The following is a 21872-nucleotide window of genomic DNA, read 5'->3' as shown; positions in this document are numbered from 1 at the left end:
GGCCGCTATCAAGATCATGGCCCGGCGCACTTAGCCCGCTCTCACCTGCGCAGAGCGATTCCCCTGCCATGGCTGCGGCGGTCGATGAGACCGGCCTCCTCCAGCTTGGCGAGCTGGTAAGGGACTGTTCTTGATCCCCAGTTGGTAGATGGGCAGGGCGGCACTGGTTGCCGTGGTGTCCAACGTCAAGGCGTCCTGTGCGGCTGGGCTTCGCCGTGAGACGGCACGGGCGTGATGGTGCGCAGGAGTATCCGGGAGGGCAGTACCCACGCCAGGCCGAGCAGCGCGCCCAGGGTCGCGATCCAGAGGGTGGGGCGCAGGCCGATCGTTGCGCCGAGCCACCCGCCTGCCAGTGCGCCGATGGGGCGGATGCCGTAGTTGCACAGGCGGCTGGCTCCTGCGACGCGGGATCGCAGTGCGTCGGGTATCAGCGACGCTGTGAGTGATCCACCTGCGATGTCCAGGAGCATCACGCCGAACCCGGAGCCGAACTCCGCCAGGAACAGACACGTTGCCGCAAGAAGGACGGAGCCCTGCGCCAGAGGGACCAGCACCAGCGGCGCGGGGAACGCGAAGAGGCCAAGGAGTGTGGCCCGTCCGATTCCGATCCGGCGCACGATCCGGCCGGTCAGCAGGGAACCGATCACTGAGCCGGCGGCGCCGCTGCCGAGCACAGTGCCCAGGAGGCCGGGGCTGAGCCCGAGGCCGGTGGTGGCGTAAAGGACGAAGATGGCCTGGAAGGCGAAGTTGAACAGGTTGAGGGTGGTCACCGCGCCGTAGAAGCTGCGCAGGATCCGGGAACGGATGAGGTAGCGGAAGCCAGCCGATAGATCGCCCTTGGCCCGGGCGGCGGCCGGTGGTTCGGTGGGACGGATCCGCGACAGCTGCCAGGCCGATGCCAGGTAGGAGGCGGTGTCGGCGAGCAGTGCGACCGGGGCCGACAGGAGCTGCACGAGCGCTCCTCCGGCGCTGGTGCCGACCATGAAGGACATGGCCCTGCTGCCGTTGAGCAGCGAGTTGCCCTCCACGTAGCGCTCGGCGGGAACCAGGGAGATGAACAGCGCGGCGTTGCACACGTCGAACAGCACGCTCAGCGTGCCGACCATGAACGCGGCCGCGTAGAGCTGGCCGAGGCCGAGCCAGCTGAGGGCCCAGGCGGCCGGGAGCGAGACAAGGGTCACGGCCCGCCCGAGGTCGGTGGTGATCATCATGTGGCGCCGTCGGCCGCGGCGGTCCGCCCAGACGCCGGCGTGCACCGAGAACAGCAGGCTCGGCAGGAGTCCGGCGGCCGTGAGCCACCCCATCTGCGCGGCACCCGCGTCCAGGGCCAGGACGGCGAGCAGGGGCAGGGCGATCTGTGTGATCTGGTCTCCGAAGAGCGAGACGGTATGTCCGGTCCAGTACCGGCGAAAGGACGGCTCGCGCAGCAGGGCGGGTAACCGCCCGGCGGGACTCACGAGCGCGGCTCTTCCGTCGCATCCTGCGTCTTCCCGTCGAACTCCCGCGCCGGGTGCCCGAAGTGCACATACGACACCCGGCGCGCGGTGGCGGGACGCTGTTCTGGATCGTCAGCGCGGCGGATGTACGGCTGGAGCAGCTCCCATATCTTCTCGTCGAGTTCCTTGAGCTCAGCGGCGGTGACGAAGATGGTCGCGTCTCCCAGGGGCGCCGCCTCCTGCCAGTCCGCTGGTTCGGTGTGTCGGTTCTCCAGCCAGCGGGTCGCCTCGGTGAAGTAGCGCTCGACGACCGCGAGGCTGAGCGCGGTCGCGGCCTCCTGCACCTCGGGGTCTGCGGTATAGCCGGGCCAGGAAGTGAACGCTGACGTCGCCCGCCAGGGCTTCTCCCGGCCCTGGCCTTCTCCTGTCTGCTCTGCGAGCCCGTACTTGGCCAGCATCCGCAGGTGATATGAGCAGCTGGCTACCGATTCCCCCGTCAGTTCGGCGGCCCTGGTGGCCGTCATCGCGCCTTCTCTGCGCAGCAGCCCGATGAGTGTCAGGCGGAAGGGATGGGCGTAGGCCCGCAGTGCGCGCGGGTCGGTGAGCTGTCGCCGGTTCATGATGTAAAGGTATCTTTCTAAAGATTCCTTTACAAGGCTCCGTTCCTCGTCTCCCTAGGCTGGCTCAGGCCGTCGGTTCTACTTCTTCGCCCAGCTGGAGGCGGGTTTCTTACGGTCAGACGCCTGTTCATGAGGGTGATGAGCGACCAGTTCAGGTGCGCCTCGGAATGCTGCGGAAGGCAGTCTTCTGCTCGCCCCAGCGCCTCAGCGTTGCGCGTCATCCGGGGCACGCAGGCTGGTCAGCTTGGAGGTCGCTGCGAGTGAGGGCTTGGAGTAGCGGCGGGCTTCTCCGTCTTCTTGTGCCTCGGCTTCGCTATCAGCGGGGAGGCGCCCGGGCCGGGGTCTGGGAGGGGTTTGACAGTGAGGCGTCGGCGCAGGTGGAGGCTCTCGGCGTACAGGTTCGCCGTGATGGTGGCCAGGGCGTCGAGCTGGCCCTGAAGTTCGCGTGCGTGGCTGCGGACCTGGGTGAGCTGGGTGCGCAGGGCGGTGATGGTGTCGTCGCGTGCGACTTCACTGGGGGTACGTCGGATCGGACGGGTGACCTGGGAGTTCCATTCCGCGAGGACGCCGGTGGCGCGGTGGACGGTGGCGTGGCTGACGCTGGCTTCGCGGGCGAGGTTCTCCTTGGTGAGGGCGCCGTCGGTGCGCTGGGGCTGTCCGGCCAGGAGGCGGGCCATGGCGGCGCGGAGGCGGGCTTCGGAGGCTGGGGAGACGGTCATTCACAGGTCCTGGGTGAGGGCATTGGTGATGGGCTTGATGTCGTCGAGGCGGGCGCGCAGGGCGGCGCGGCGGGCGGCCGGCAGGCGGCGGTCGCGCAGTCGTTCGGTGAGGTCGTGTTGTTCGGCCAGCCAGATAGGGGCGTGGGCTGCGGTGACGGCGGAGTTGCGGCAGCGGGTGGGCTGGCAGGCGCCGATTAGTGGTGCTCCGCGCTCGGCTTCGGGCAGATGGCGGGTGCACTCGGCCTGCTCCGCCTGCCACGGGCAGTGGTTGAGGGTGCCGAAGTGCAGGTCGGGGAGTTCGCTGCGCAGCACGTCGGCCGCGGTGCGGGGGTCGGCGGCAAGGGCTTGGAGCTGGTCTGGGGTTTCCGTGGCGAGCCGGGCGGCCACGCGGTCGAGTCCGGCGTGCAGGCGGGCGGCGGCAGAGCCGACGGCTACGGGGGCTCCGGTGGTGCGGGCGGCGAGCAGGCTGGTGAGTCTGGCGGCTGTGGCGGTGGCGAGCCGGTCGTCGAACTCCTTTATCCATGCGCCGTCGGGGGCGGCGTAGGAGTGGGTGGTGGTTGGCCAGGATGCGGCGGGCGGCGTGCTTGAGCTGGATGCCGAGCGCGATTTCGCCGTCTGGTTCCTGGGCGCAGATCACGGACATGGTCTTGCGGAACTGGTGCGGCCGTACCCGTGCCTCGGGAACGGGTGACAGGCCGGTGTTCAGGCAGTGGGTGTTGACGTGGGCGATGAAGCCGTCGATGAGCCTTGGGGCGCTCACGCCCCGCCGGGCGGCTGTGCCGGGGGCGGGGAGGGTGGTGAACAGGTGGGTGGGGTGCCGGGACAGCCGTTCCAGGACGGTCAGGGCGGTCGCGACGGGCTGGATGATCTACCACTTCTCCTCGGCCGGCCCGGGCTCGTTCTTCAGCTTGTAGGAGCGCACGGCGGGTGTTCCGTAGTGGAGAGTGAGTGCGCCGCGGCGGATTTCCTGGATCTCGGAATCGCGCATCATGGTCAGGGCGGCCACGAAGCAGTACAGGGCTCCCTGCAGGGCACGCAGTTCATCGCCGAGTTCGCGGTCGCTGAGGTGCGTGCGCCACGGCCCTGTCGTGCCGTCCGCGCGGTCCACGGTGGTGAAGTGCGGTGTCGGGCGCGGCAGATCACTTCCGTGGGCCTGGCCCGCGAGGATCTGGAACTGGCCCGCGTCCACGGCGGCCTGGACCATGCTGCGGCGCCGGCGGCCGGCGGCGGTTCCCGCCGTGATGCCGGCCGGGCTGTTCGGTCCGTAGACGAGGGGCGCCAGCAGTGCCCAGCGCGGGGTGCGCACGGTCCGCGGCCCGTGCGGGGCCGGGATCCGGTCTTCGCGGACCGGTACCAGGTGGGTGGGGTCGCTAAGCCATGTCTCCAGGGCCGCGTCCAGTTCGGCGGCCGGCCGGGGGCTCGTCCCGGTGGGGATGCGCTGGGCGCCCAGGAGGGATTGGGCCTGCCCGGGGGCGAGGGGGAGGGTGCGGCCGCGGGCGGCCTCGGCGAGGATGCGGCGCCGTCGGGGCGCGGCTTCCCGACGGCCGGCGTCCAGGGCGGTGTGGTTGGCGCCGTCGGTGATCAGCAGGCTGATCACCGACCACATCGGGGTGCCAGCCGCGCTGATGCGGAACGCGGCGGCGTGCACGGGAATCCGGGTCGCCGGGTCGGCGAGCCACCGTTCCAGGCACTCATCGATCGGATGCCGTGCGGCCGCGGTGGGAGGCTCGGGCTGCGCAGGGCGGGCGAGGACCTCGTCGCGGGCGGTGAGGATGTCGTCGGCGAAGCGGTCGATGTAGGTCCACGCGGCCCGCAGCAGGGGCCACCACACCGCCGGGGCTATGGGCCGGGTCGGGGTCGTCGGCACGGTGCCCGCTACCTCGACGGCGACTGGATCCACGGTCAGGCCCCCGCCGGTGAGGACGTCACGCAGCTCATGCAGGACGGCGAGCACCGACCGGTAGGACCCCAGGGACAGTTCCCCGCTGGCCCCGGCGCTGACCCGTGAGGTCAGGAAGGCGGTGAGGATGCCGGTGTCCCACAGTGGCAGTTGCCCGGGGAGGTCCTGGCCGAGCGCCCAGCGTCCCAGGACGCCCAGGCGTTCGAAGAGCTGGCGCACCGTGGACAGGTGGGCGGGCTGAGCAGGGCGGAAGGCTCCGGCGGCCCGCAGCTCAGGGTGGGTGGGGTTGAGGAGGGCGAAGGCCATCTCGCGGGCTCGCAGGTTCCACACCGGGTCGAACAGGGGGAACGCGATCCGCCAGTTTCCGGGCGTGACGTTGCTCGGCCGCCGTAGGCAGGCTCCGCTCCAGCGTTCCCTCTGTCCGAACACGGGCACGGGCACGTGCGGAAGCAGGCCGCAGGCCGGGGTGAAGACCGGCTCGTCGTCGGCGAACGCTCCGGCAGGCACGCCTGGCCGGGAGGCGGCGGGGAGGGTCATCGGTCGTACTCCGTGCGCATCCCGAGCGGGAGGTCCAGCCGGGCGCGGCCTTCCTCCGCCTCGCGGCGGGCGGTCGGCATCGACTCGGCACACTCCTCGAACAACTGCGCCAGCGCGGCGGCCTGGCGGCCCCAGACGGCCTGCCACCGCTGCGGGGACAGTCGGTTACGCATCATCTCGATGTGCTCCGCCAGCAGGACCAGGCGCGGCAGGTGGGCGGGGAAGACCACCGCGTTGCGGCACAGCATGCACATCGCCGGCGCCACATGACAGACCTGCCCTGCGGGGCTGTGCGGAGAGCCGAAGGGATCACGACAGTTGACCAGCCCCATGTCCAGCTGCTCGTCCCGCATCGCCTCCGCCACGCCGGGCTTCAGGCCGAGCGCGGCCGCCACCTCCGGCTCGGCCAGGTCAGCGACCGCCTCATCGTCCGCGAACACCGGACGGGTCAGCGAGGCGAACACCTTCTGCTGCACGCCCGTCAGCGCACGGCCGGCCAGAACATGTGTGGTGGTGCCGTGCGCGTAGTGGCGGCGGAAGACCTCCACATGATGATCGTCGCCCGCCAGGTCAGCGACGGCCCCGCCCAGTACGACCGCCCGTGCGATCTTCGCGGTCTTCCGTAGCCGGCGCACATCGTGCGGCGACGTGATCTCCATATCCCGGGCGGCCTCGCCGCGGTCGCGGGTGATCCAGTCGGTGAACCGCCGCCCCGCCAGCACGAATCCCGCGCGCCGTCCGGCCACCCGGGCACAGCCGGTGCCTGCGGGCTCCACCGCAACCCACAGCCACTCCACCAGATCGGGGTAGGCGCAGCGGACCGGTTCCGTCACCGAGACCAGCCGGCGCAGCAGACCCGGTACGTCCCAGCGCCCCTCTCCCGGATACTCCGCCTCCCTCTCCGGGACGGTGGCAGGGGCATCGGCGTAGCGGCGGTGACGCGTGCGTGCGGCGCGGTGCTTCGTCTGCCGCAGCCGGACCCCGCCGTCGGTGAACTCCACATCCTCCATACCCAGGTCGTGGAGTTCCTCCGGCGTGCACGTGTCCATGGCCAGCAGCAACAACACCCGGAACGGCTGCAGATCGATCTCCCGCGGGAAGACCATCGCCGCCAGAGCGGCCAGCAGCGTCTGCGGCGCCCGCTTCGTGACCGGCTCACCGGCGACCTCCCGCAACGCGGCCGGCCACATCTTCGGCGACCGCGGCAGGCGGGCCCGCAACAGCGCGGTGTCCAGGACCGTGGCGTGAGCCGCCCACAACAGGTTGGCCACGCTCTCCCAGCCGCCCACAACCGGGTCACACCCACGCGCCAGCAGGGCACGCCCCGCCTCAAGGCGCCGCTCCAGAACGCGGATGTCACCCCTCGCCGCATCACGCAGCGCCAGCCGCTCGGCCTGCGTGAACTCCTCCAGGGGCGATCCCCCGAGCGGCTTGCCAAACAGCGCCGGCGCCCCGGCCCGGGCGGCCAGCCTGGCCGGCAGGTCTCCCTGCCGCTGCCCCGCTGCCCGATCAGCGCCAGCACCGCCGAAACCGCGGCATACCCCTGCTGCGACGGATGCGGGTAGACCCGGCGCAACTCATGCTCCCAGGCGAAGACGATCTCCGTCAGGTCCACTTCGGTGCCGGCCAGCCGCACCGTCCCCGGCTCGATCCGGTGGCCGGCCAGCCACGCGTCGGTGAAACCGGCGAAGCCACGCACCGCCCTGGCCACCCGCTCAGGATCCCGCAAGGCCATCGCCTCGCAGTACAGCACCCATTCATCGGCGAGCTCCCCCGCCAGCGCCCTACAGGCGAACCGGCCCGGATCCACCCGCGACATCAACGCCTTCGAACGCGAGGCCCGGGCCACCTGCCGCACCCCCACCCGCGCCGGATCCGCGCCTTCGACGAGCGGCTCGACCCGCTGCCCGGGCAGCCTCCGCTGCTCGCCACGCCGCAGCATCACACACCCCCTACGCGACCGCCGAGCTGCGCCGCGTAGTCGGCGAACGACCGGTCCGCGTCCGTCCACTCCTCCACCGCCCGCGCCACGATCGCGCTCACATCCTCCAGGTAGCGCAGGTACGTCATCGTGGAGCGAGGATCCCGATGCCCCAAAAGCCGCTGGAGGATCATCAACGGCGCCCGCGCCACGTGCTCCATCAGCCACGCACCCGAACCGCCCGCCTCCCGGCGACGGCGCTCGTCCTCAATCACCTGCTCGGTCAGCAGCCTCAGCATGAACACCGCGAACGTGTGCCGCAGATCATGGATCCGCACCCGTGCGGGCATCACCACCGCGCCCCACTCGGCCGCCACCTCCCGCGCCCGGCCAGCAGCGTCGTCGAACACCTGCTGCCAGCGCGACGCCGACAGCATCCTGCCGCCCCGTCCCAGGAACAGCCCCAACGGCTCCAGACCGTGCTCGCCCTCACGCACCGCGATCCGCCGCAGACCTGCCGGCATCGCCGCCACCGCGAACGACCGCCGCCGCCCGTGCAACCGCCCCGACAGCCGCATCCCCCGCCCGTCGACGTCGTCCACCACGAACAGGTCCGCCCGCCGCCGCCACAGCACCGGCCCGCAGCAGGCAACCACCGCCGCACGCTCCGTACGGCGATACAGTTCCAGCGACCGCAACACCACCTGCTGCACCATCACCACCCGCGGGAAACCGAACTTCGCGATCGCCTGCAACGCCACCGGCACCGCCGTGCCGCCCCGCGACGGACCGGGCACCTCCATGTCCAGCAGGCAGCTGAACTCCCGCAACCTCATCCCCGTAGTGACCGCAAGCTCCGCCGCCGACATACTCCGCAACCGGTTCACGCGCCGAAACCCGCGGTCCACGCTCCCGTCCGGGAGATCACCGCCCAGACCGACCCGGTGCAACATCACCCACTGCGCCCGCGACAGATGCCGCACATCCAGATCAGCCGCCGTCCCCCACGACAGAGCGTCCCTGCCGTTACGGCGCCGCAGGTAAGGCCGCTGCTGAAGAAGACCCGAGCCCACCGCCCAGTCGTAGAAGCCGTTGATCGCCGCACGGTTGCGCCGCCACGTCGCCGGCCCCACCGGCACCGGCGCCAGCTGCGTGCGCCACCGCCGGAAAGCCACCAAATCCTCCTCCGACGCCGACAGGAGATCCGCCGGCGGATCAAGCACCCGGGCCAAGAAGTCCTCCAGACCCATCAGGTCATACGCGTAATCCCGGAGGCTCTCCGCCTCGACGTGGCGGGCGAGGTAGAAGAAGTACGAAGTCATCGGCTCACGCGGCCGCATGTCCTCATCCAGGAAGAACGGAGTGCCCTCCGGCAGCGCCATCGGAGCCGACAGCATCGCCGGGACATCGAAGCCGAACCCGCCGAACGCCTCCCGGTGGCGTACGACGCTGCTGTACGAGGTGAAGAAGTAGGACATCAGACTCCTGCGGCTGGGGCGTAACAACCGCGGAACCTAACAACCCAGCTGCCCCACCCAGTTCGCTCCGTGAAACGAGCTGAGACAGGTAGAGACACTGGACCTAACCGGTGGTCCAGCGAAATCCAGTAGCCCTTCGGGGCCGGCTCTGCATACGTTCGGCCGCATGGCTGACGACTGCTTCGGGCATCCACGACTCGCCGCGATCTACGATCCGCTCGACCCCGACCGCAGCGATCTCGACGCCTACCTCCGGATCGTGGAAGAGGCCGGGGCGCGCCAAGTTCTGGACATCGGCTGCGGCACAGGGGTGTTCGCACTCCTCTTGGCCGACCGCGGGATCGAGGTCGTCGGCATCGATCCCGCCCAGGCATCCGTCGACATCGCCCGGGCCAAACCGGGCAGTGAGCGAGTGCGCTGGATCTGCGGTGACGCGACAGCCCTCCCGCCACTGCAGGTCGACCTCGCGACCATGACAGCCAATGTCGCCCAGGCCATCGTTGATCCGCACACCTGGCAGAAAACGCTGCGGGGCGCCTACCACGCGCTGCGGCCCGGCGGCTACCTGGTCTTCGAGACCCGTGATCCGGCCAGACGCGCCTGGGAAGAGTGGTCCCGCGAGAAGTCCTACCGCGTGACGCAGATCCCGGGCGTCGGCTCCGTCGAGAGCTGGGTCCAGCTGATCGAGGTGAGCTGGCCTCTCGTGACCTTCCGCTGGACCTACGTCTTCGCAGTGGACGGACAGGTACTGACGTCGGATTCGACACTGCGCTTCCGAGATCGGGAAGAGGTCGAGACGGACCTGGTCGGCCACGGCTACGTAGTGGAAGACGTTCGTGATGCCCCTGACCGGCCAGGCAAGGAGTTCGTCTTCCTCGCACGCCGCCCGTGATCATCAGTGAGTCTCAAGTCCTGCAGCGTCGCTGAGACGAACACCAACTCGCTGTCGAAAACGGGGCGGTGGGCCTGCACCCGGGCCGCGCTGAAGAAGTACGCTCACATCGAGTGGTGGTGCAGAGCTCGTCCGCGCACTCGGCGCACAACGGCCGGCCGCATCCACCGCGCGCCACTCAGTGTAGAAGATCATTGCTCTCATCATCCCAGCACACATGCCCGGACAACAGCGGTTGATTGTGGCAGGCGTCGACGGTCACGCCCGAAGAAGGCACGCGTGACAGCGTCCGCTATCAAGCCAGGCGCAGAACCGGGGCGCCATCCGCAACAGCCGCTATCCGCAATGGGGCGGGCACGGACCTCACACGAATACTCCCTGCCCCGAAAAACCTCACTGCGCCAGTAGCCAAGCGGCTCAACGAGACGCTTGGCGCGACCCTCACGCAGGACGACATGGTTCTCAGCGCCTGATCCCTGTCTCTGCCCGCCGCCAACGCGGCCATCCCTCCCGCGCAGCCGTCGGCGCGGCACCGCCGGAACGCCGTGCAATCCGACGGCGGCGCCGCGCGGGGTTCCCCGCATTTCCCTCATTCCGCGTCTCGTAGGAGGCCGAACTTCGCAATGCCCGAATCCGAAAAGCCATCTGAAGATGGAGAGTTGGAGCCGGTTCGTCTTCCGGATCAGCACCTGGAGGGAATCGAGGCGAGCGTGCGGCGGCTCATGGAGCAGTCGGCGCAACAGGCCCAGCAGCTCGACCACCTCGCGTCTGCCCCAACGCCGGGCGCATCACCGTTCGCGGCGTTCGGCATGCCTTCACTCGGCGGTCCGCCCTCCGCCGTTCCACCGGAACCGCGCCCGATCCTGGAACTGGACGGCGAGGAGCGCGAGGACGAACTCGACGCCCTGTCCGACTGGGTCGACGACTTCTTCCTCCCGGTCTTACGGGTCGGAGGTCACCACCGCGGCGCCCTGGTGCCTGCAGTGGCAGGAGCACGACGACGTCGTGGCCTGGCTCCATGCCCTGTGGCTCGCCTACCAGCAGCACAAGGATCCCGAAGCCGGATTGAGCGGGCTGTTCGTCTGGCACCGGGACTTCCTCACTCACGCCGTCGCGGCGATCCGCGCACCGGGCGGCCCGCTGTCGGCCTGCATGACCTCGCCCGACCGGCCCGCACACCGTCTCCTGCCCGGCCCGCCGCCGTCCGTACGCACGGAAGCGGCCGCGACGGCACAAATCGCCGGGCCTGCCGAGTCCGACGAGCCGGCGTCATGAGCGGAGCGGGACAGCCCGCCTTCGGACTGAGCTTCGACCCCCGTGCGCTCACCGATCTCCTCCAGGCCCCCAGCGACATACGCGACCTCACCCTCGTCTACCTGCAAGAAGTCGTGAACGCCCAGCGCTTCGGACTGCGCCTCGACGGCGACCTGGAGGGCTTCAGGAAGCTGTTCGTGGACGCGCGCCGTGACTGGCGAGTCGTCTACACCGTCCGCCCGGCGCCCGCGGAATCCGCCCATCACAAGGAGATCCACGTCGTCGCGATCCGTCCGCGCGCCGGCAACGACGTCTACGACGAGGTCGGCCGCCGTCTGGGGATGACCCGCCGGCCGCTGAGCGCCCGTACCCACGCGGCACGCTCCCGTTCGCCGCAACTGGCCACTCGCGCGCCCGTGCCCCGCCCCGGTCCGCGGCCCACCGCGACGCGAGGTCTGCCCCGTCCCGCACCGAACCCCGCACACCACCAAACCCGCTGAACGCACGGAGCGTTACCTATGCCCCCTGAATCCGCGCCGACACCCACCCGGCGTGCGATTTCCCCGCTCGGCCATCACCTGGAAGCCGCCACCGGGCACGACATCGACACCCTGTGGGTCTACCGCGACCGCGGCGTCCTCGACAGGCAGCACGCCCTGCTGGTGGACCGGCACCGGGAGCTGGTCGAGACCCAGACCAGCGTTGTCTTCTACCTGCGTCTCCTTAACCGCCTGACCAGCGGCGAGTTCGAGGTCGACGGCGCCCTGTTCTCACGCATCGAGCGCACCGTGGATCAGCTGGAAGTGGCTGCCGCCGGCCGGGACGCCGCCGCCCGGGAGGTGCTCGCCGCGCTGGAGCCGATCGAGGCCGCGGCAGCGTCCACCGAGCCCGACGCGCAGCCGCTCTCGACGGACGACCAGGCGGCGCTGCTGGCCATCGCCGGTGGCGCCAAGCTCTACGAACACCTGCTGACCGGCCGGATGTCCGTCGCAGCGGCCTCCGGCACCCGCATCTCCCACGCCAAGTTGTGGCGGCTGGAGGACGCCGGTCTGGTCGCCCTGGACACCAGTCACCCCGTGCACGCCGGGCAGCCGGTGGCGCTCACCGACGCCGGACGAGCCGCGCTGTTCGCCGTCCGCCGCACCCCCACGACGCCGGCGCCGAAGGTCCCAGCTCCCTCCGGTACGTCGCCGTCAGCTCCGGCGCAGCGGCGCTGAACTCCACCGAAAGGCCCTTGTTGCCTCCCACCGAACCGACGTCGGTCCGGAAGCCCATTCCCCAGGTCGACTTCGATCTGGACGATCTCGACGCCGACGAAGAGCGGTACCTCGACTTCTACCGCAAGGTCGGCGTCCACGAGGACATGCTCGTTCCCCTCGCCGAACACCACGACGGGCCGCACAGCTACTACGTCCTGTTCGACCGCACCGCGACCGGGGGACACCCCGGCATGCCCCAGGTGCTCGCCGTGCATCTGCAACGGGACTACGAGAAGCGAACGTTCAGCTTCGAACAGGCTCCGCTGCCGCTGGCTGCGATGGCGCAGTCCTGGCTCATTCACCGAGGCTGCCCGCCCGCCGCCATCGGCCTCGACTCTGAGCTGGGGCCGCCTGCGGCGGACGACGCCACGCGAGCGTTGGAGCGACGCCTCGCCGGCGACGGCGACCACTACGCCATGGGCTACTCCTACACCAGCGACGACCCGGACGACATGGTCGTCGTCGTGGCCCTGCGCGCCCTGGACGAGCGCGCCCCATCGCCGTTCCGCGTCGTGGTCGAAGAGGTCGACGCCGAGACATGGACGCACACCCTGCGCGAAGGCGGCTTCGACATGGTGGGCGAGGCCCTGCAGTGGTGCGACGACCGGCTCACCGGCGAGGCCGGCCCCCTCCCGCCGGTCCGCCCGGCAACTGCCTCCAGCCGCGCGGCCGGTGTCGCGAAGGCCCCCGCCGTGCGCCCGCCCCGCCGCTCGCTACACAGACCCCACTCCACGAACGGATCCTCACACGCTCACGTGCACAGCCACCAACCCCCGCAGTTCGCGCGAGATACCAAACACCCCCGCCAGGACAAAACGCTCTTTAGATCTAATTTATCCAGAAAATGCCCCTGACCTTTACTCCTGGGGTCAGGTTCGCCGCCGCTGATGTGGACTTCCTTGATGCCGGGGGAAGGGACGGCAATGTCGATCAGGTGGACGATCTCGTCGTCCGTGAGCAGGTCGGGCTTGACGAGCTGCTGCAGGCTCTCCTCGGGCATGCAGCAGGTGCACCGCAGGTTGCAGCGGTCGGTCAGCGAGACCCCCAGGTCGCTGGCCTCGCCAGCGGCGTGATCACTCTGCTGTACGGGGCTCATGCGCCGCCCTCCATCCGGGACTTGATCGCCGCGGCCTTGGGGTCGAGCTTCGCGGCGGCGTGCCGCGAGTACCACCAGGCGATGAAGGCGACGGTCAAGGGAAAAGCGAAGGAGCGGTAGGAGCGGCGCAGTTCACCGAACTCCGCGCTCTCCTGCACCGCGGCGAACTCCGCGGTGCTGGGGAGTTTGTGTGTTGCTCTTTCGAGGGGCGCGGTACGTCGGTAGCCCCGGAGCTGCCGCCGATAAGCAGCACGGCCTTAACCATCTGGACCCAGGTCGTGCCCTTCATGCCAGTGACGGAGATGTAAACGATCATCAGGACGCCGAAGAGGCCGAGGATCAGGAGGCAATTGATTCAGCACGAATCCCACGATGATCGCCCACAACCAGCCCATTGCTTGCCCGCCTAACGGCGGGCCCAAGTGAGCGACGCAAGCGCGGCGTAACGTGCGATGCGTCCCGGTCGGGCCTCGGCTGGGGAGAGCCCCATGCGGGTGGATGGTGGAATGCGATGCGGGTGGGAGCCGTCCACGCCGGTTCGCCTTCCTCGTACTTGCCGAGGAATCCTCTCGGAAGGGGTGGCGCACGAACAGGCAGCGGCGGGCGGCTGCGGAGCCGGTCGGCAGCAGTGCGGTGGTCAACCTGGTCCGGATGGCATCTTCCGGACCACGCCAGCTCGCCGATGGTCCGCAGAGCGCGATGGACCCTCCACGGCGGACGTCCGCAACCCGCTGACCTGCGCACAAGCTCAGGAAAAGCTCAGATCAATAGTGCTGTTCCGGTGCCGGGCGACGGGTTACCCGTGACGTACTTCCTACGCGCATCGCATCCCCCAGCGACCATCGTGGCAGGTTCGCCGAAAGCCCTCGACGAACCTGTTGGAAGATCGATTGGGGGTGGGACGTGGGTGATCTGGACGATGCCAAGCCTCGCCGGCGAGGCTGGACCGATGCCGAACGTTGGCAGGTCTATCTGGCGGCGGCAGGGCTGATCGTGGCGATCATCGCCGCTGTGGGGCAGCTTGTGCAGTAGTCCCACACACGGGCCGGTCGGGAGACTGGAGCTTCGCACGCAGAAGCCCGGTCGACAGCTAGGCGACCGGGCTTGTGAACTGCATTGGAGGGTCTGACTCGGGTTGCCTCCCGAGTTGGGCCCTTCAGTGTCGCTCGGGATCGGGTGGTTGACACCCCCGATTCGACAGGAAGAACTATACCTGGCTTAGGCCACCGTGGAGCCGGATCCGGCGGTTCAGTGGCACTCGGAGATCCGGGCTTCCCCACCTAAACGCCCCGGTCAGACGAGATGCGTGCCGTCGCGACGGGAAGCTGCCCAGTCGGTCGGGGCTGCATCCCACTGCCGCGTGATCGGTCACCAGGGACGCCCTGGACGCCTTGCCTCGCCGCATCTCCGCAACGAACGACGCCGCAGTGGCCAACCATCGCTGAGCAATCTGGCCAACCGGGCTTGAGAACAAGTTTTACGCCTGCGGGTTTCCCGTCACTTCGAGCCATCTATCACTGAGAGTCACAGCCGCGCGCAGACCACAAGGAGCCAGACGGCCCTGATTCACAGACCGAGACACATAAATGTGATATGCGTCTCACTTCGCGATCTACTCCTGTACGGCGCCCGGGTTCCCGCGGAAGGGTCGAGACTGGCAACTGTCCGCCCGGAAAGGCAGTCATGCCACTCCCGTTCCAGCACCTCGCGCTGCTCGCGGCGCTCGTCGTCCTCGCGGCGATCGCCCTCACCTCGCTCGCCGTCGACGCCGGTGACGAACTCACCGAGCACCAGGCCCGCATTGTGTGCGCCGCGATGTAGGCGATCGAGCACGTCGCGATCGCCTACAGCACTGCCGTGGCCGCCCAGAACACGCCGCTCACGCTGACCGTGAAGACGGTGATGCGACTGCTTCAGTAGGGGCTCCTCCACGTGCATGTGCATCGTCGTGGCCGGAGTCTGAGGCTGTGGACTTCCCCGTCGACGTCGCGCTCGCCGAGCTCGTCCCGACCTTGCCGGTCGGGACGGGGTGGCGGTACGAGATGAAATTATGGCCAGGGTTTACTGCTGTCCGTTGTCCGCATGGCTGAACGCGACCCGCGAATCATCGCGCCCGGTCCGAGTGCAGCAGTTGAGGCACTCAGGTGCACTCCGCCTTACGAGTGGAGTGAGGGGTACTGCCGGACGACCCTCCCGGGTCTGGTGAGTCTGTAGTGGGTCCTAGGGCAGCTGGTGAAGGGACGTCACTGCCCGCACCCGGACTGACCGATAGGTGCGGCAAATAGAGGTGTATGACGTTGTGTTACGTCTCCGCGCCGTGTCCCTCTCTACAGGACCAGAGCCCGCCGCCGGGCGGCTCGGCCCGGTGGAGCCGTTCCCGGACATGGTGATGTCCGACCCTTTGGAGCGGCGCTGGCTCCACTACGCCTTCGTCCCACGTACTGGTGATGGTCCGGTGGTGATTGCCAATTTGTCCGAGCTCGGTCCCGAGCGGCCGGGCGGGAGCGGCCGGCACTGTCGGGCCATCGTGCTGGTGCACGAGAGCGAGCCCGGGTGGAGTTCGAGCCAGTTCAACGCACGTCACTCGCTGGCGCCTTGGTCTGCGTTTCGGACGCCGCATCCCTTCGGCGAGCGGTCGCCGTTCGCCGTCGCGGCGCGGGCCGGGGCTCCTGCGGTGGCCCTGGATCGAGGTGAAGAACCTGGGCAGGGACAACCTGCTCTTCCCGTTCGAGCGGCCGACCGAGCCGCGCCGGATGATCCGACCGGAGGAATTGCCGTATCCGGTCACGCTCGGGTACACCGAACCGAACGCGAAGAGCCGCACCTACCGGCACGGGACGGCGACGGCTTTAAGGAAGCACTACCGGGGTGGTCATGCTCATACTTCGACCACTTCGACTCCCGCCTCGCGCAGCCGACCGCACGTCATGTCGTCCCCCGGGACGTTGGTCACCACGACGTCGAGGTCCTCGGGGCCGCAGACCCGGGCCATTCCGGTGCCGGGGAACTTGCCGGCGTCCGCCATCAGGACCACGTGGGCGCTGGCGGCGATCATCGCCCGCTTGACGGGCACCTCGACGGCGGTGGTGTCCAGCACCTGGCCGTCGGGGCGGATGCCGCTGGTGCCGAGGAACAACCGGTCGGCGTGGATCTGCCGCAGGTTGTCCTCGGTGAGGAAGCCGACCAGCGAGCGGTAGTCGCGCCGGACCACGCCGCCCAGCAGGACCAGCTGGATGTCCTTGTCGTCCTGGAGCTCCTCGTAGACCGCCAGGTTGCTGGTGATGACGGTCAGTGACCGGCCGTGCAGGCGGCGGGCCACCCGCTGGGCCGTGGTGCCGATGTCGAGCAGTACCGTCTCGCCGTCCTGCACCAGTTCGGCGCACCAGAGGGCCAGGGCGTCCTTGGCCTCCACCCGGACCGCGGCCACGTCGGCGAACGGGTCGTCCTCGCCGACGATCGGGGCGGCACCGCCGTAGACCCGCTTGAGCAGCCCCTCGTCCTCCAGTTGCGCGAGGTCGCGCCGGATGGTGGCCTGACTTGCTCCGACCTTTTCGGCCAGGGCGGCCACCCTGGTGGGACCGTCCGCCCGCAGCACGCGGAGGATCAGCTGATGTCTTCGGTCAGAGAGCATGGCGGTGACACTACGACCAGAGTCGAGCAAAGTCACGCATAAATCTCGCCATCTCTGCGTGACTCTCGTCAAACCTGCCCACGGGGTGCACGGCTCTGCGCAATTCGAGCGAGGTCCGGGCTCACCGCGATCACCGCCGCTGGCGCATCGGCAGCGTCCGAGGGGACCAGCTCCCACGGCCCGGACAGGGAGGCAAGCCCTATGGTTCCGCTCGTGCTTCTGCCTGTTCCAGGAGCCGGCCCACCGTAGCTTCGGGTCCGAAGTGTGCAGCCCGCTCAGCCAGGTTGTGGACAGCGGTCAGCAGCTCCGCCATCCGATCCCTCGGGTAGATTTTCGGGTCGTGTTCGACGCTTGTCCCCACGAACCCCGAGGTGGAGAAGCAGTTGAGTTCCAGGGCGAAACGACCGCTCGGCGCGGATACCCACGGGACCTGTATTTCCTCCACTCCCGCCATCTCGTCCAGTTCCAGGCCAGAACCCAGCGCCCTCCCGTTGATGAAATTGAAGAAGCACGGTGGATTTTCCGGGATGCCGCGGGTGCGGTACGCCTGAAGCAGGTCGTCGGGATCATGTCTCGAGTTGAGTACCGCGTCGGTCAGCGCCCCGGTCATACGCCGTACGAGCCCAGCGAAGGTCTCGCTACCGGATCCGAGGTCGGCCAGTAGTGCGCCGTGCCGCGTCTGCAGGCCCACGTATCTGCGCTCGTGGGCCGTCAACCTGTTGGCTGAGCACACAGCCAGCCAGGTGTGGTGTTCGTCCAGCAACGCTCCGCGGGCGATGAGGAACAGTGACAGCAGCACGCCGGGCATGGGCACGCCTGCGCTCGCCGCCAGCGCACTGCACGCCCTTCCCAGGCTTCGGCTGCCGGCCCCGCCGATCGATGATTCGGTGTGCAGGAGGTATGGGCCCGCTTTTCCCAGCCCTACTGCCTTCTCTCCGATGGTGCACAGTCGGGCGATGTTGCGCTGCGAGGTGCTGAGCGCGGCAGCGCTCCTCTCGTACCGCAGTATCGCTCGGTGAGTGTCGTCCTCGCTTCCCTCCTCGTCCCACAGTGGCTCTTGCCCTTCCAGGAACCTCAAGGCGTACGACACCGCCGTTGCCAGAGATTCGCCGTCAAGGAAGAAGTGGGCGGCCTCGATCGCCAAGGTGGTTCGCGTGGAATCCTGGAACAGGACGACCCCGATGTTGGGCCGGCCTTCCTCGCGCATGTTGTCCATGATGGCCTGCGGAACCTCGCCGATGTCATCCCCGGCGATCTCTGCGACGACCATGTTCCTTGCTGAGACCGTCGGCAATATCCTCAGCGCAACATCGCCATCGGCATTGTGCACCGCCTGAGCCCGCAGCATCGGGAAGTGTGCGATGACCCGTTCGAATGATGCCCTGACCGAGGCGATGTCTACTCCCTTCCGCAAAGCCACGCGCATTTGGCACCGGTGGCGCCAGGGAAGATCAGCAATACCGTCGTGAGGGCCGATCAGCCATGCTTTCTGCGCCCAGTTGAGTTCGGCAAGTGTTGATGCTGACACAGAAAAAACCTCCTATGTGCGTACCGCACCGGCGGATGGCATGGCGGTCGGGCGGCACGGTTATCCCGCGTGTCCTCGGCGTGCGCGCTGATCAGTCGTCGGAGATCCGATCTCGACCGTTACCCGTCACGTCATTTGTCGTCCCAGGTGACAGGGAGCTCACGCAGGTTGGCGATGCGATGCCCCGCACGGAACTCGAGTGCGGATATCGGCACCGCCATCCGCAGGCCGGGCAACCGTGTCAGCAGCCCGCGAAACGCCTCCTGCAGTTGCAGCCGGGCGAGCTGCGCGCCGAGGCAGTGATGGGCGCCCGCGCCGAAGCTCAGGTGGACCTTGGGTGCTCGTCCGACGTCAAGCCGGTCCGGATCGTCAAATGCGGCGCTGTCCCGGTTGGCGGCGTCGAACGTCGGCAAGACGATTTCCCCAGCCGGGATGGTGACCCCGCCAAGGCACACTTCCTCCCGGGTGATCCGCGCCAGCGGGATAAATCCGCTGCCACTGATGATCACGTACCGCAGGAGTTCTTCCACCGCCGCGGGGGCGAGGTCGGGGTCGGCGCGCAGCCGGGCCAGCTCGTCGGGATGCTGACTGAGCGCTACGAACGACGTGCTGATCGAGTTTGCGGTGGTTTCGTGGCCGGCGGCCAGCAGCCCCACGCAGAACTTGACGAGTTCGACGTCTGAGAGTTTCTCGGCTGACTCGGGGTTTTCGACAAGTCCGCTGATCAGGTCGTCCCCGGGTGCTCTCCGCTTCCGGCCGATCAGCTGCGCCATGTAGCCGGCCATGGCGGTGTACGCCCTGGCGATCTCGTCCTCAGAGCGGCTCCAGCTGCCGAATATCTTGTTCGCCATCGCGTGGAAGCGGCTGGCGTCCGCTGCCGGCACGCCAAGGAGTACACATGTCACGCTTGCCGGAACCATCAGCGAGAACGACTGGACGAGGTCTGCTGGACGGGGCCCGGCGAGCATCGAGTCGATCAGATCGTCTACGATCTCGGCGACTTTCGGGCGGAGCGCCCGGATGCTCTTCTGAGTGAACGGGCCGGCCACCAGCTTGCGCAGGCGAGTGTGGTCCGGCGGGTCCATACCGACCATGCTGTCAGCGAGAGACGCCTCCGTGCCGTACACCTGGCGGCCGGGAGCGAAGACCAGCTCGCGGGAGTAACGTTGATCGATCATCACTTCCCGTATCTCGTGGAAGCCGGTGACCAGCCACGCCGTAGAGTCGTCGGGCAGGCGGACCTTGTTCACCGGGCATTTCCCCATGAGTTCACGCATTTCCGGTCCGGGGTCGTACGGTACCGACGATGGCGGGAACGGAAAACGCGGGACTTCGGAATGAGCAGACATGTAGGCAAACCTCCGGAGGGAGAACGGGCTCCTAAGCGGAGGCTGTGGCGTCTGCGGCAGCTTCCGTAAGCCTGACAAGATCACCGAAGTCCCCTTCTGCGAGGGTCCCCAGGAATTCGGCGGAATCGATTGTCACGGCGAGTTGCTCTTCCGTTTCCATGTACAGCTTGATCGCGGCGATAGAGTTGCCACCGCACTGGAAGAACCTCTCGTAGTCTGCGACCTGCTCTTCGGCTGAACTGTCCAGCGCGTTCAGCCATAGCCTGGACAGGGCTTCCCGAGTATCGCTGTGTGAGGTCACAGTGCCCTCCTGGTTGGTTCGGGTGTTTCCGGTGAAGACGTCTGAGGGATCTCGGGAAAGGCCACGTAGAGATACTGCTCAAGGACCGCCGCCGGGTCCCGCTTCGCGTCCGGCACGGTGGCTGTCGGGGTGAAGCCAGCCCGTCGCAGCTGCTCGTGCCACTCCGTCTGGGTGAGACAGACGCGGTTCTCGGTGGCCCGGAAGTCGGCCGAGCCGGGCCGGGAGCGCCCGTCAGCCCCCGAGAGCATGAAGAGCATCGAGGCCATCAGCTGGTAGTGCTCCCGGCTGGATTCGACGAACGCGAGCATTCCGTCGTCCGCGGTCATCCGCCGCAGTAGGGCCAGCGTCGCCCCTGTGTCGAGGGCGTTGTGCAGGACGTTCGCTGACAGGACGACGTCGGCGGGCGGCGTTGACGACCCGTTCCCGCCGTTGATGTCGATCAACTCGAACTCGACGAAGGGGAAGTCGGCGTACCGCTCGCGAGCCGCCTTCAGGAACACCGGTGAGATGTCGCTGAAGACGTAGCGCAGCTCGACACCCGTATCGGCGAGCATCGGCAGGAGGGTGCTCGTGGTGGCGCCGATGCCGGCCCCGAGCTCCAGGACGTGGACCGGTGTGCTGCCCGCACGGTTCCGCACGTGATGCACGACAGCCACGGCGAGGGCCGCGTTCAGGTAGTGGGCCATGGGGTTGTCCCGGTAGGTCGACTCCGCAACCGCGAAGCCGCCGCCCTTGAACCACAGCTCCTGCACGGTGAGCTTGTCCTGGAGCAGCAGGGAGAGGTTGCCGTTGCACCGCAGGAAGAAGTCGCGCAGTTCGTCGCCGTAGCCGAGCGTCGCGCAGGCGCTCGACACTCGGTTGTCGTCGGCCGGCTGCGGCCCCGCCTGGTTCGTCGCGACGAGTGCCCCGTCCCGTCGTACGACGTAGCCCTCCGCCAGTAGGGACGCCACCCAGCGGTCGAGCAGCCACCGGTGACGTGGCGCCACCTGGAGCCGCTCGGCGAGCCCGTCGACGGATGGCCCGTCCACGGCGCCGGTGACGGCACGGGTCATCGCCATGAGAGCGGCGGCGTCGAGGTCGTGAAGCGCTGCGCCCCACGCGTTCGTGTCGATGCCACCGAGGGCGCGCGGCCCGCTTGCCTCGAGAGCCTCGGCGATGCCGTGGTCGTACCGGGCAGCACGTTCGGGCGTCGTCCCGTGCGCCGGTAGCCGGTGCGCCGCGTCGGCCGGTTCTGCGGTCAGCTCGCTGACCAGCAGTCCTCGGACTTCCTCAGGGAACCGGTCCACGAAAAAGTGGTCGCCGGGGAAGACGTGGACCCGGGTGTCGGCGTTCGTGTGGTGCCCCCACTGCCGCAGCTCGTCCGTGGGCACATCGGGGTCGTCCGTGGAGCCGAGGACCGTGATCGGGACGTCCAGCGCGGGGGTGGGCCGGTAGGTGTACCCGTCGACGACGGACCAGTCGGCGCGGAGCACGGGCAGGGCGAACGCGAGGAGACGCTCGTCGTCCAGCGCCGCCACAGGCGTGCCGCCCAGCCGGCGCAGTTCGGTCATCAGTTCCTCGTCGGTGCGCTGACGCTCCGACGACACGGCCCGCTGCAGGTGCGGCGGGGTTCCTCCGGCGACGACCAGGTGCTGAGGCCGGTGCCCGGTGAGGTGGGACAGCTGGTGGGCCAGCTCGAACGCGATGCTCGCGCCCATGCAGTAGCCGAACAGTGCGTAGGGCCGCTTCGTGTGCGGCGCGATGTCGGCGGCGAGGGACGCCACCAGTTCGCGCAGGTCGTGGACAAGGCTCTCCCGGAAACGGTTCTCCCGCCCCGGCAACTGGACGGGTACGAACTCGATCCGTCGGTCGGAGCCCTCCCACCACGGTCGGTAGAGGCTGGCGCCCTTGCCCGCGTACGGCAGGCAGAACATCCGGAGAGCGGCGGCAGGGGATGGCGGGCCGTACATGA

17 protein-coding genes and 4 pseudogenes are annotated in these 21872 nt (G+C 68.7%); 7 read left to right on the top strand and 14 right to left on the bottom strand.

What is annotated here, in order from left to right:
• Window positions 1-185: 185 nt before the first annotated feature.
• The 7 genes from SSP29_RS50480 to SSP29_RS50445 form a co-directional block, all read right to left on the bottom strand.
• Entirely contained in the window at window positions 186-1457 is a 1272-nt protein-coding gene (locus tag SSP29_RS50480; protein WP_089107775.1) for an MFS transporter, read from the bottom strand.
• Complete coding sequence (locus tag SSP29_RS50475) at window positions 1454-2056, bottom strand: winged helix-turn-helix domain-containing protein (protein ID WP_089107774.1); 603 nt, start codon at window positions 2054-2056, stop codon at window positions 1454-1456. The genes SSP29_RS50480 and SSP29_RS50475 overlap by 4 nt, the downstream gene beginning before the upstream one ends.
• Window positions 2057-2295: 239 nt before the next feature.
• Entirely contained in the window at window positions 2296-2775 is a 480-nt protein-coding gene (locus SSP29_RS50470) for a hypothetical protein (protein WP_150136525.1), read from the bottom strand.
• Window positions 2776-3162 carry a hypothetical protein gene (locus tag SSP29_RS50465; protein ID WP_089107773.1) on the bottom strand — a complete coding sequence of 129 codons (387 nt, stop codon included), beginning with the start codon at window positions 3160-3162 and terminating at the stop codon, window positions 2776-2778.
• Window positions 3163-3643: 481 nt separating this feature from the next.
• On the bottom strand, window positions 3644-5212 hold the full coding sequence (locus tag SSP29_RS50455; RefSeq protein WP_089107771.1) for a serine/threonine-protein kinase: 1569 nt from the start codon (window positions 5210-5212) through the stop codon (window positions 3644-3646).
• Window positions 5209-6483 (bottom strand): hypothetical protein, encoded by a 1275-nt coding sequence (locus tag SSP29_RS50450; protein WP_145969085.1) that lies wholly within the window; start codon window positions 6481-6483, stop codon window positions 5209-5211. Before SSP29_RS50450 ends, SSP29_RS50455 begins: the two co-directional genes overlap by 4 nt.
• A gap of 670 nt (window positions 6484-7153) precedes the next feature.
• Window positions 7154-8611, bottom strand: a complete 1458-nt coding sequence (locus SSP29_RS50445; protein ID WP_089107769.1) for a site-specific integrase — start codon at window positions 8609-8611, stop codon at window positions 7154-7156.
• Window positions 8612-8777: 166 nt separating this feature from the next.
• Here SSP29_RS50445 and SSP29_RS50440 point away from each other — a divergent pair, with 166 nt between their 5' ends.
• The 5 genes and pseudogenes from SSP29_RS50440 to SSP29_RS50420 form a co-directional block, all read left to right on the top strand.
• Window positions 8778-9503 (top strand): class I SAM-dependent methyltransferase, encoded by a 726-nt coding sequence (locus SSP29_RS50440; protein WP_089107768.1) that lies wholly within the window; start codon window positions 8778-8780, stop codon window positions 9501-9503.
• Between the two features lie 722 nt (window positions 9504-10225).
• Window positions 10226-10778, top strand: a pseudogene (locus SSP29_RS50435) (DUF4913 domain-containing protein).
• Complete coding sequence (locus SSP29_RS50430) at window positions 10775-11257, top strand: type II toxin-antitoxin system RelE family toxin (protein WP_089107767.1); 483 nt, start codon at window positions 10775-10777, stop codon at window positions 11255-11257. The pseudogene SSP29_RS50435 and the gene SSP29_RS50430 overlap by 4 nt, the downstream one beginning before the upstream one ends.
• Before the next feature lie 18 nt (window positions 11258-11275).
• Window positions 11276-11974, top strand: coding sequence for a hypothetical protein (locus SSP29_RS50425; protein ID WP_089107766.1), 699 nt, complete (start codon window positions 11276-11278; stop codon window positions 11972-11974).
• Window positions 11975-11991: 17 nt separating this feature from the next.
• Window positions 11992-12729: pseudogene (locus tag SSP29_RS50420) on the top strand (hypothetical protein); the annotation flags it as partial.
• Between the two features lie 158 nt (window positions 12730-12887).
• Here SSP29_RS50420 and SSP29_RS50415 read toward each other — a convergent pair.
• A pseudogene (locus tag SSP29_RS50415) lies at window positions 12888-13112 on the bottom strand (radical SAM protein); the annotation flags it as partial.
• Window positions 13109-13365 (bottom strand): annotated as a pseudogene (locus SSP29_RS58185) (DUF485 domain-containing protein). The pseudogenes SSP29_RS58185 and SSP29_RS50415, both read right to left, overlap by 4 nt.
• 650 nt (window positions 13366-14015) lie before the next feature.
• On the opposite strand from SSP29_RS58185, the gene SSP29_RS61110 reads away from it, so the two are divergent.
• A complete protein-coding gene (locus SSP29_RS61110) occupies window positions 14016-14144 on the top strand; it encodes a hypothetical protein (protein ID WP_275539803.1) in 129 nt (42 codons plus the stop codon).
• 651 nt (window positions 14145-14795) lie between these two features.
• On the top strand, window positions 14796-14933 hold the full coding sequence (locus SSP29_RS59035; RefSeq protein ID WP_167450209.1) for a hypothetical protein: 138 nt from the start codon (window positions 14796-14798) through the stop codon (window positions 14931-14933).
• A gap of 1057 nt (window positions 14934-15990) precedes the next feature.
• Here SSP29_RS59035 and SSP29_RS50405 read toward each other — a convergent pair.
• From SSP29_RS50405 to SSP29_RS50385, 5 genes are all read right to left on the bottom strand, one after another.
• Complete coding sequence (locus SSP29_RS50405) at window positions 15991-16743, bottom strand: DeoR/GlpR family DNA-binding transcription regulator (RefSeq protein WP_089107764.1); 753 nt, start codon at window positions 16741-16743, stop codon at window positions 15991-15993.
• A gap of 199 nt (window positions 16744-16942) precedes the next feature.
• Window positions 16943-18271 (bottom strand): hypothetical protein, encoded by a 1329-nt coding sequence (locus tag SSP29_RS50400; RefSeq protein WP_145969084.1) that lies wholly within the window; start codon window positions 18269-18271, stop codon window positions 16943-16945.
• 131 nt (window positions 18272-18402) lie between these two features.
• Window positions 18403-19620: a cytochrome P450 gene (locus SSP29_RS50395; protein WP_089107762.1), complete on the bottom strand. Its 1218-nt coding sequence runs from the start codon at window positions 19618-19620 to the stop codon at window positions 18403-18405.
• Between the two features lie 31 nt (window positions 19621-19651).
• Window positions 19652-19921 (bottom strand): acyl carrier protein, encoded by a 270-nt coding sequence (locus SSP29_RS50390; protein ID WP_089107761.1) that lies wholly within the window; start codon window positions 19919-19921, stop codon window positions 19652-19654.
• The gene (locus SSP29_RS50385; protein WP_167450208.1) at window positions 19918-21870 is read right to left on the bottom strand and encodes a thioesterase domain-containing protein; all 1953 of its coding nucleotides are present in this window, start codon (window positions 21868-21870) and stop codon (window positions 19918-19920) included. Before SSP29_RS50385 ends, SSP29_RS50390 begins: the two co-directional genes overlap by 4 nt.
• Window positions 21871-21872: the final 2 nt, after the last annotated feature.

It is taken from the genome of Streptomyces hyaluromycini (assembly GCF_002217755.1).
Taxonomy (GTDB): domain Bacteria; phylum Actinomycetota; class Actinomycetes; order Streptomycetales; family Streptomycetaceae; genus Streptomyces; species Streptomyces hyaluromycini.
The sequence above is the reverse complement of the archived record's forward strand: the minus strand, read 5'-3'. Positions and strand labels throughout refer to the sequence as shown.

Coding starts and splice junctions, on each gene's coding strand:
- SSP29_RS50395 (WP_089107762.1), bottom strand. CDS start 19,620: ATGTCTGCTCATTCCGAAGTCCCGCGTTTTCCGTTCCCGCCATCGTCG.
- SSP29_RS50440 (WP_089107768.1), top strand. CDS start 8,778: ATGGCTGACGACTGCTTCGGGCATCCACGACTCGCCGCGATCTACGAT.
- SSP29_RS50430 (WP_089107767.1), top strand. CDS start 10,775: ATGAGCGGAGCGGGACAGCCCGCCTTCGGACTGAGCTTCGACCCCCGT.
- SSP29_RS50470 (WP_150136525.1), bottom strand. CDS start 2,775: ATGACCGTCTCCCCAGCCTCCGAAGCCCGCCTCCGCGCCGCCATGGCC.
- SSP29_RS50405 (WP_089107764.1), bottom strand. CDS start 16,743: ATGCTCTCTGACCGAAGACATCAGCTGATCCTCCGCGTGCTGCGGGCG.
- SSP29_RS59035 (WP_167450209.1), top strand. CDS start 14,796: ATGCCACTCCCGTTCCAGCACCTCGCGCTGCTCGCGGCGCTCGTCGTC.
- SSP29_RS50445 (WP_089107769.1), bottom strand. CDS start 8,611: ATGTCCTACTTCTTCACCTCGTACAGCAGCGTCGTACGCCACCGGGAG.
- SSP29_RS50475 (WP_089107774.1), bottom strand. CDS start 2,056: ATGAACCGGCGACAGCTCACCGACCCGCGCGCACTGCGGGCCTACGCC.
- SSP29_RS50425 (WP_089107766.1), top strand. CDS start 11,276: ATGCCCCCTGAATCCGCGCCGACACCCACCCGGCGTGCGATTTCCCCG.
- SSP29_RS50385 (WP_167450208.1), bottom strand. CDS start 21,870: ATGTACGGCCCGCCATCCCCTGCCGCCGCTCTCCGGATGTTCTGCCTG.
- SSP29_RS50455 (WP_089107771.1), bottom strand. CDS start 5,212: ATGACCCTCCCCGCCGCCTCCCGGCCAGGCGTGCCTGCCGGAGCGTTC.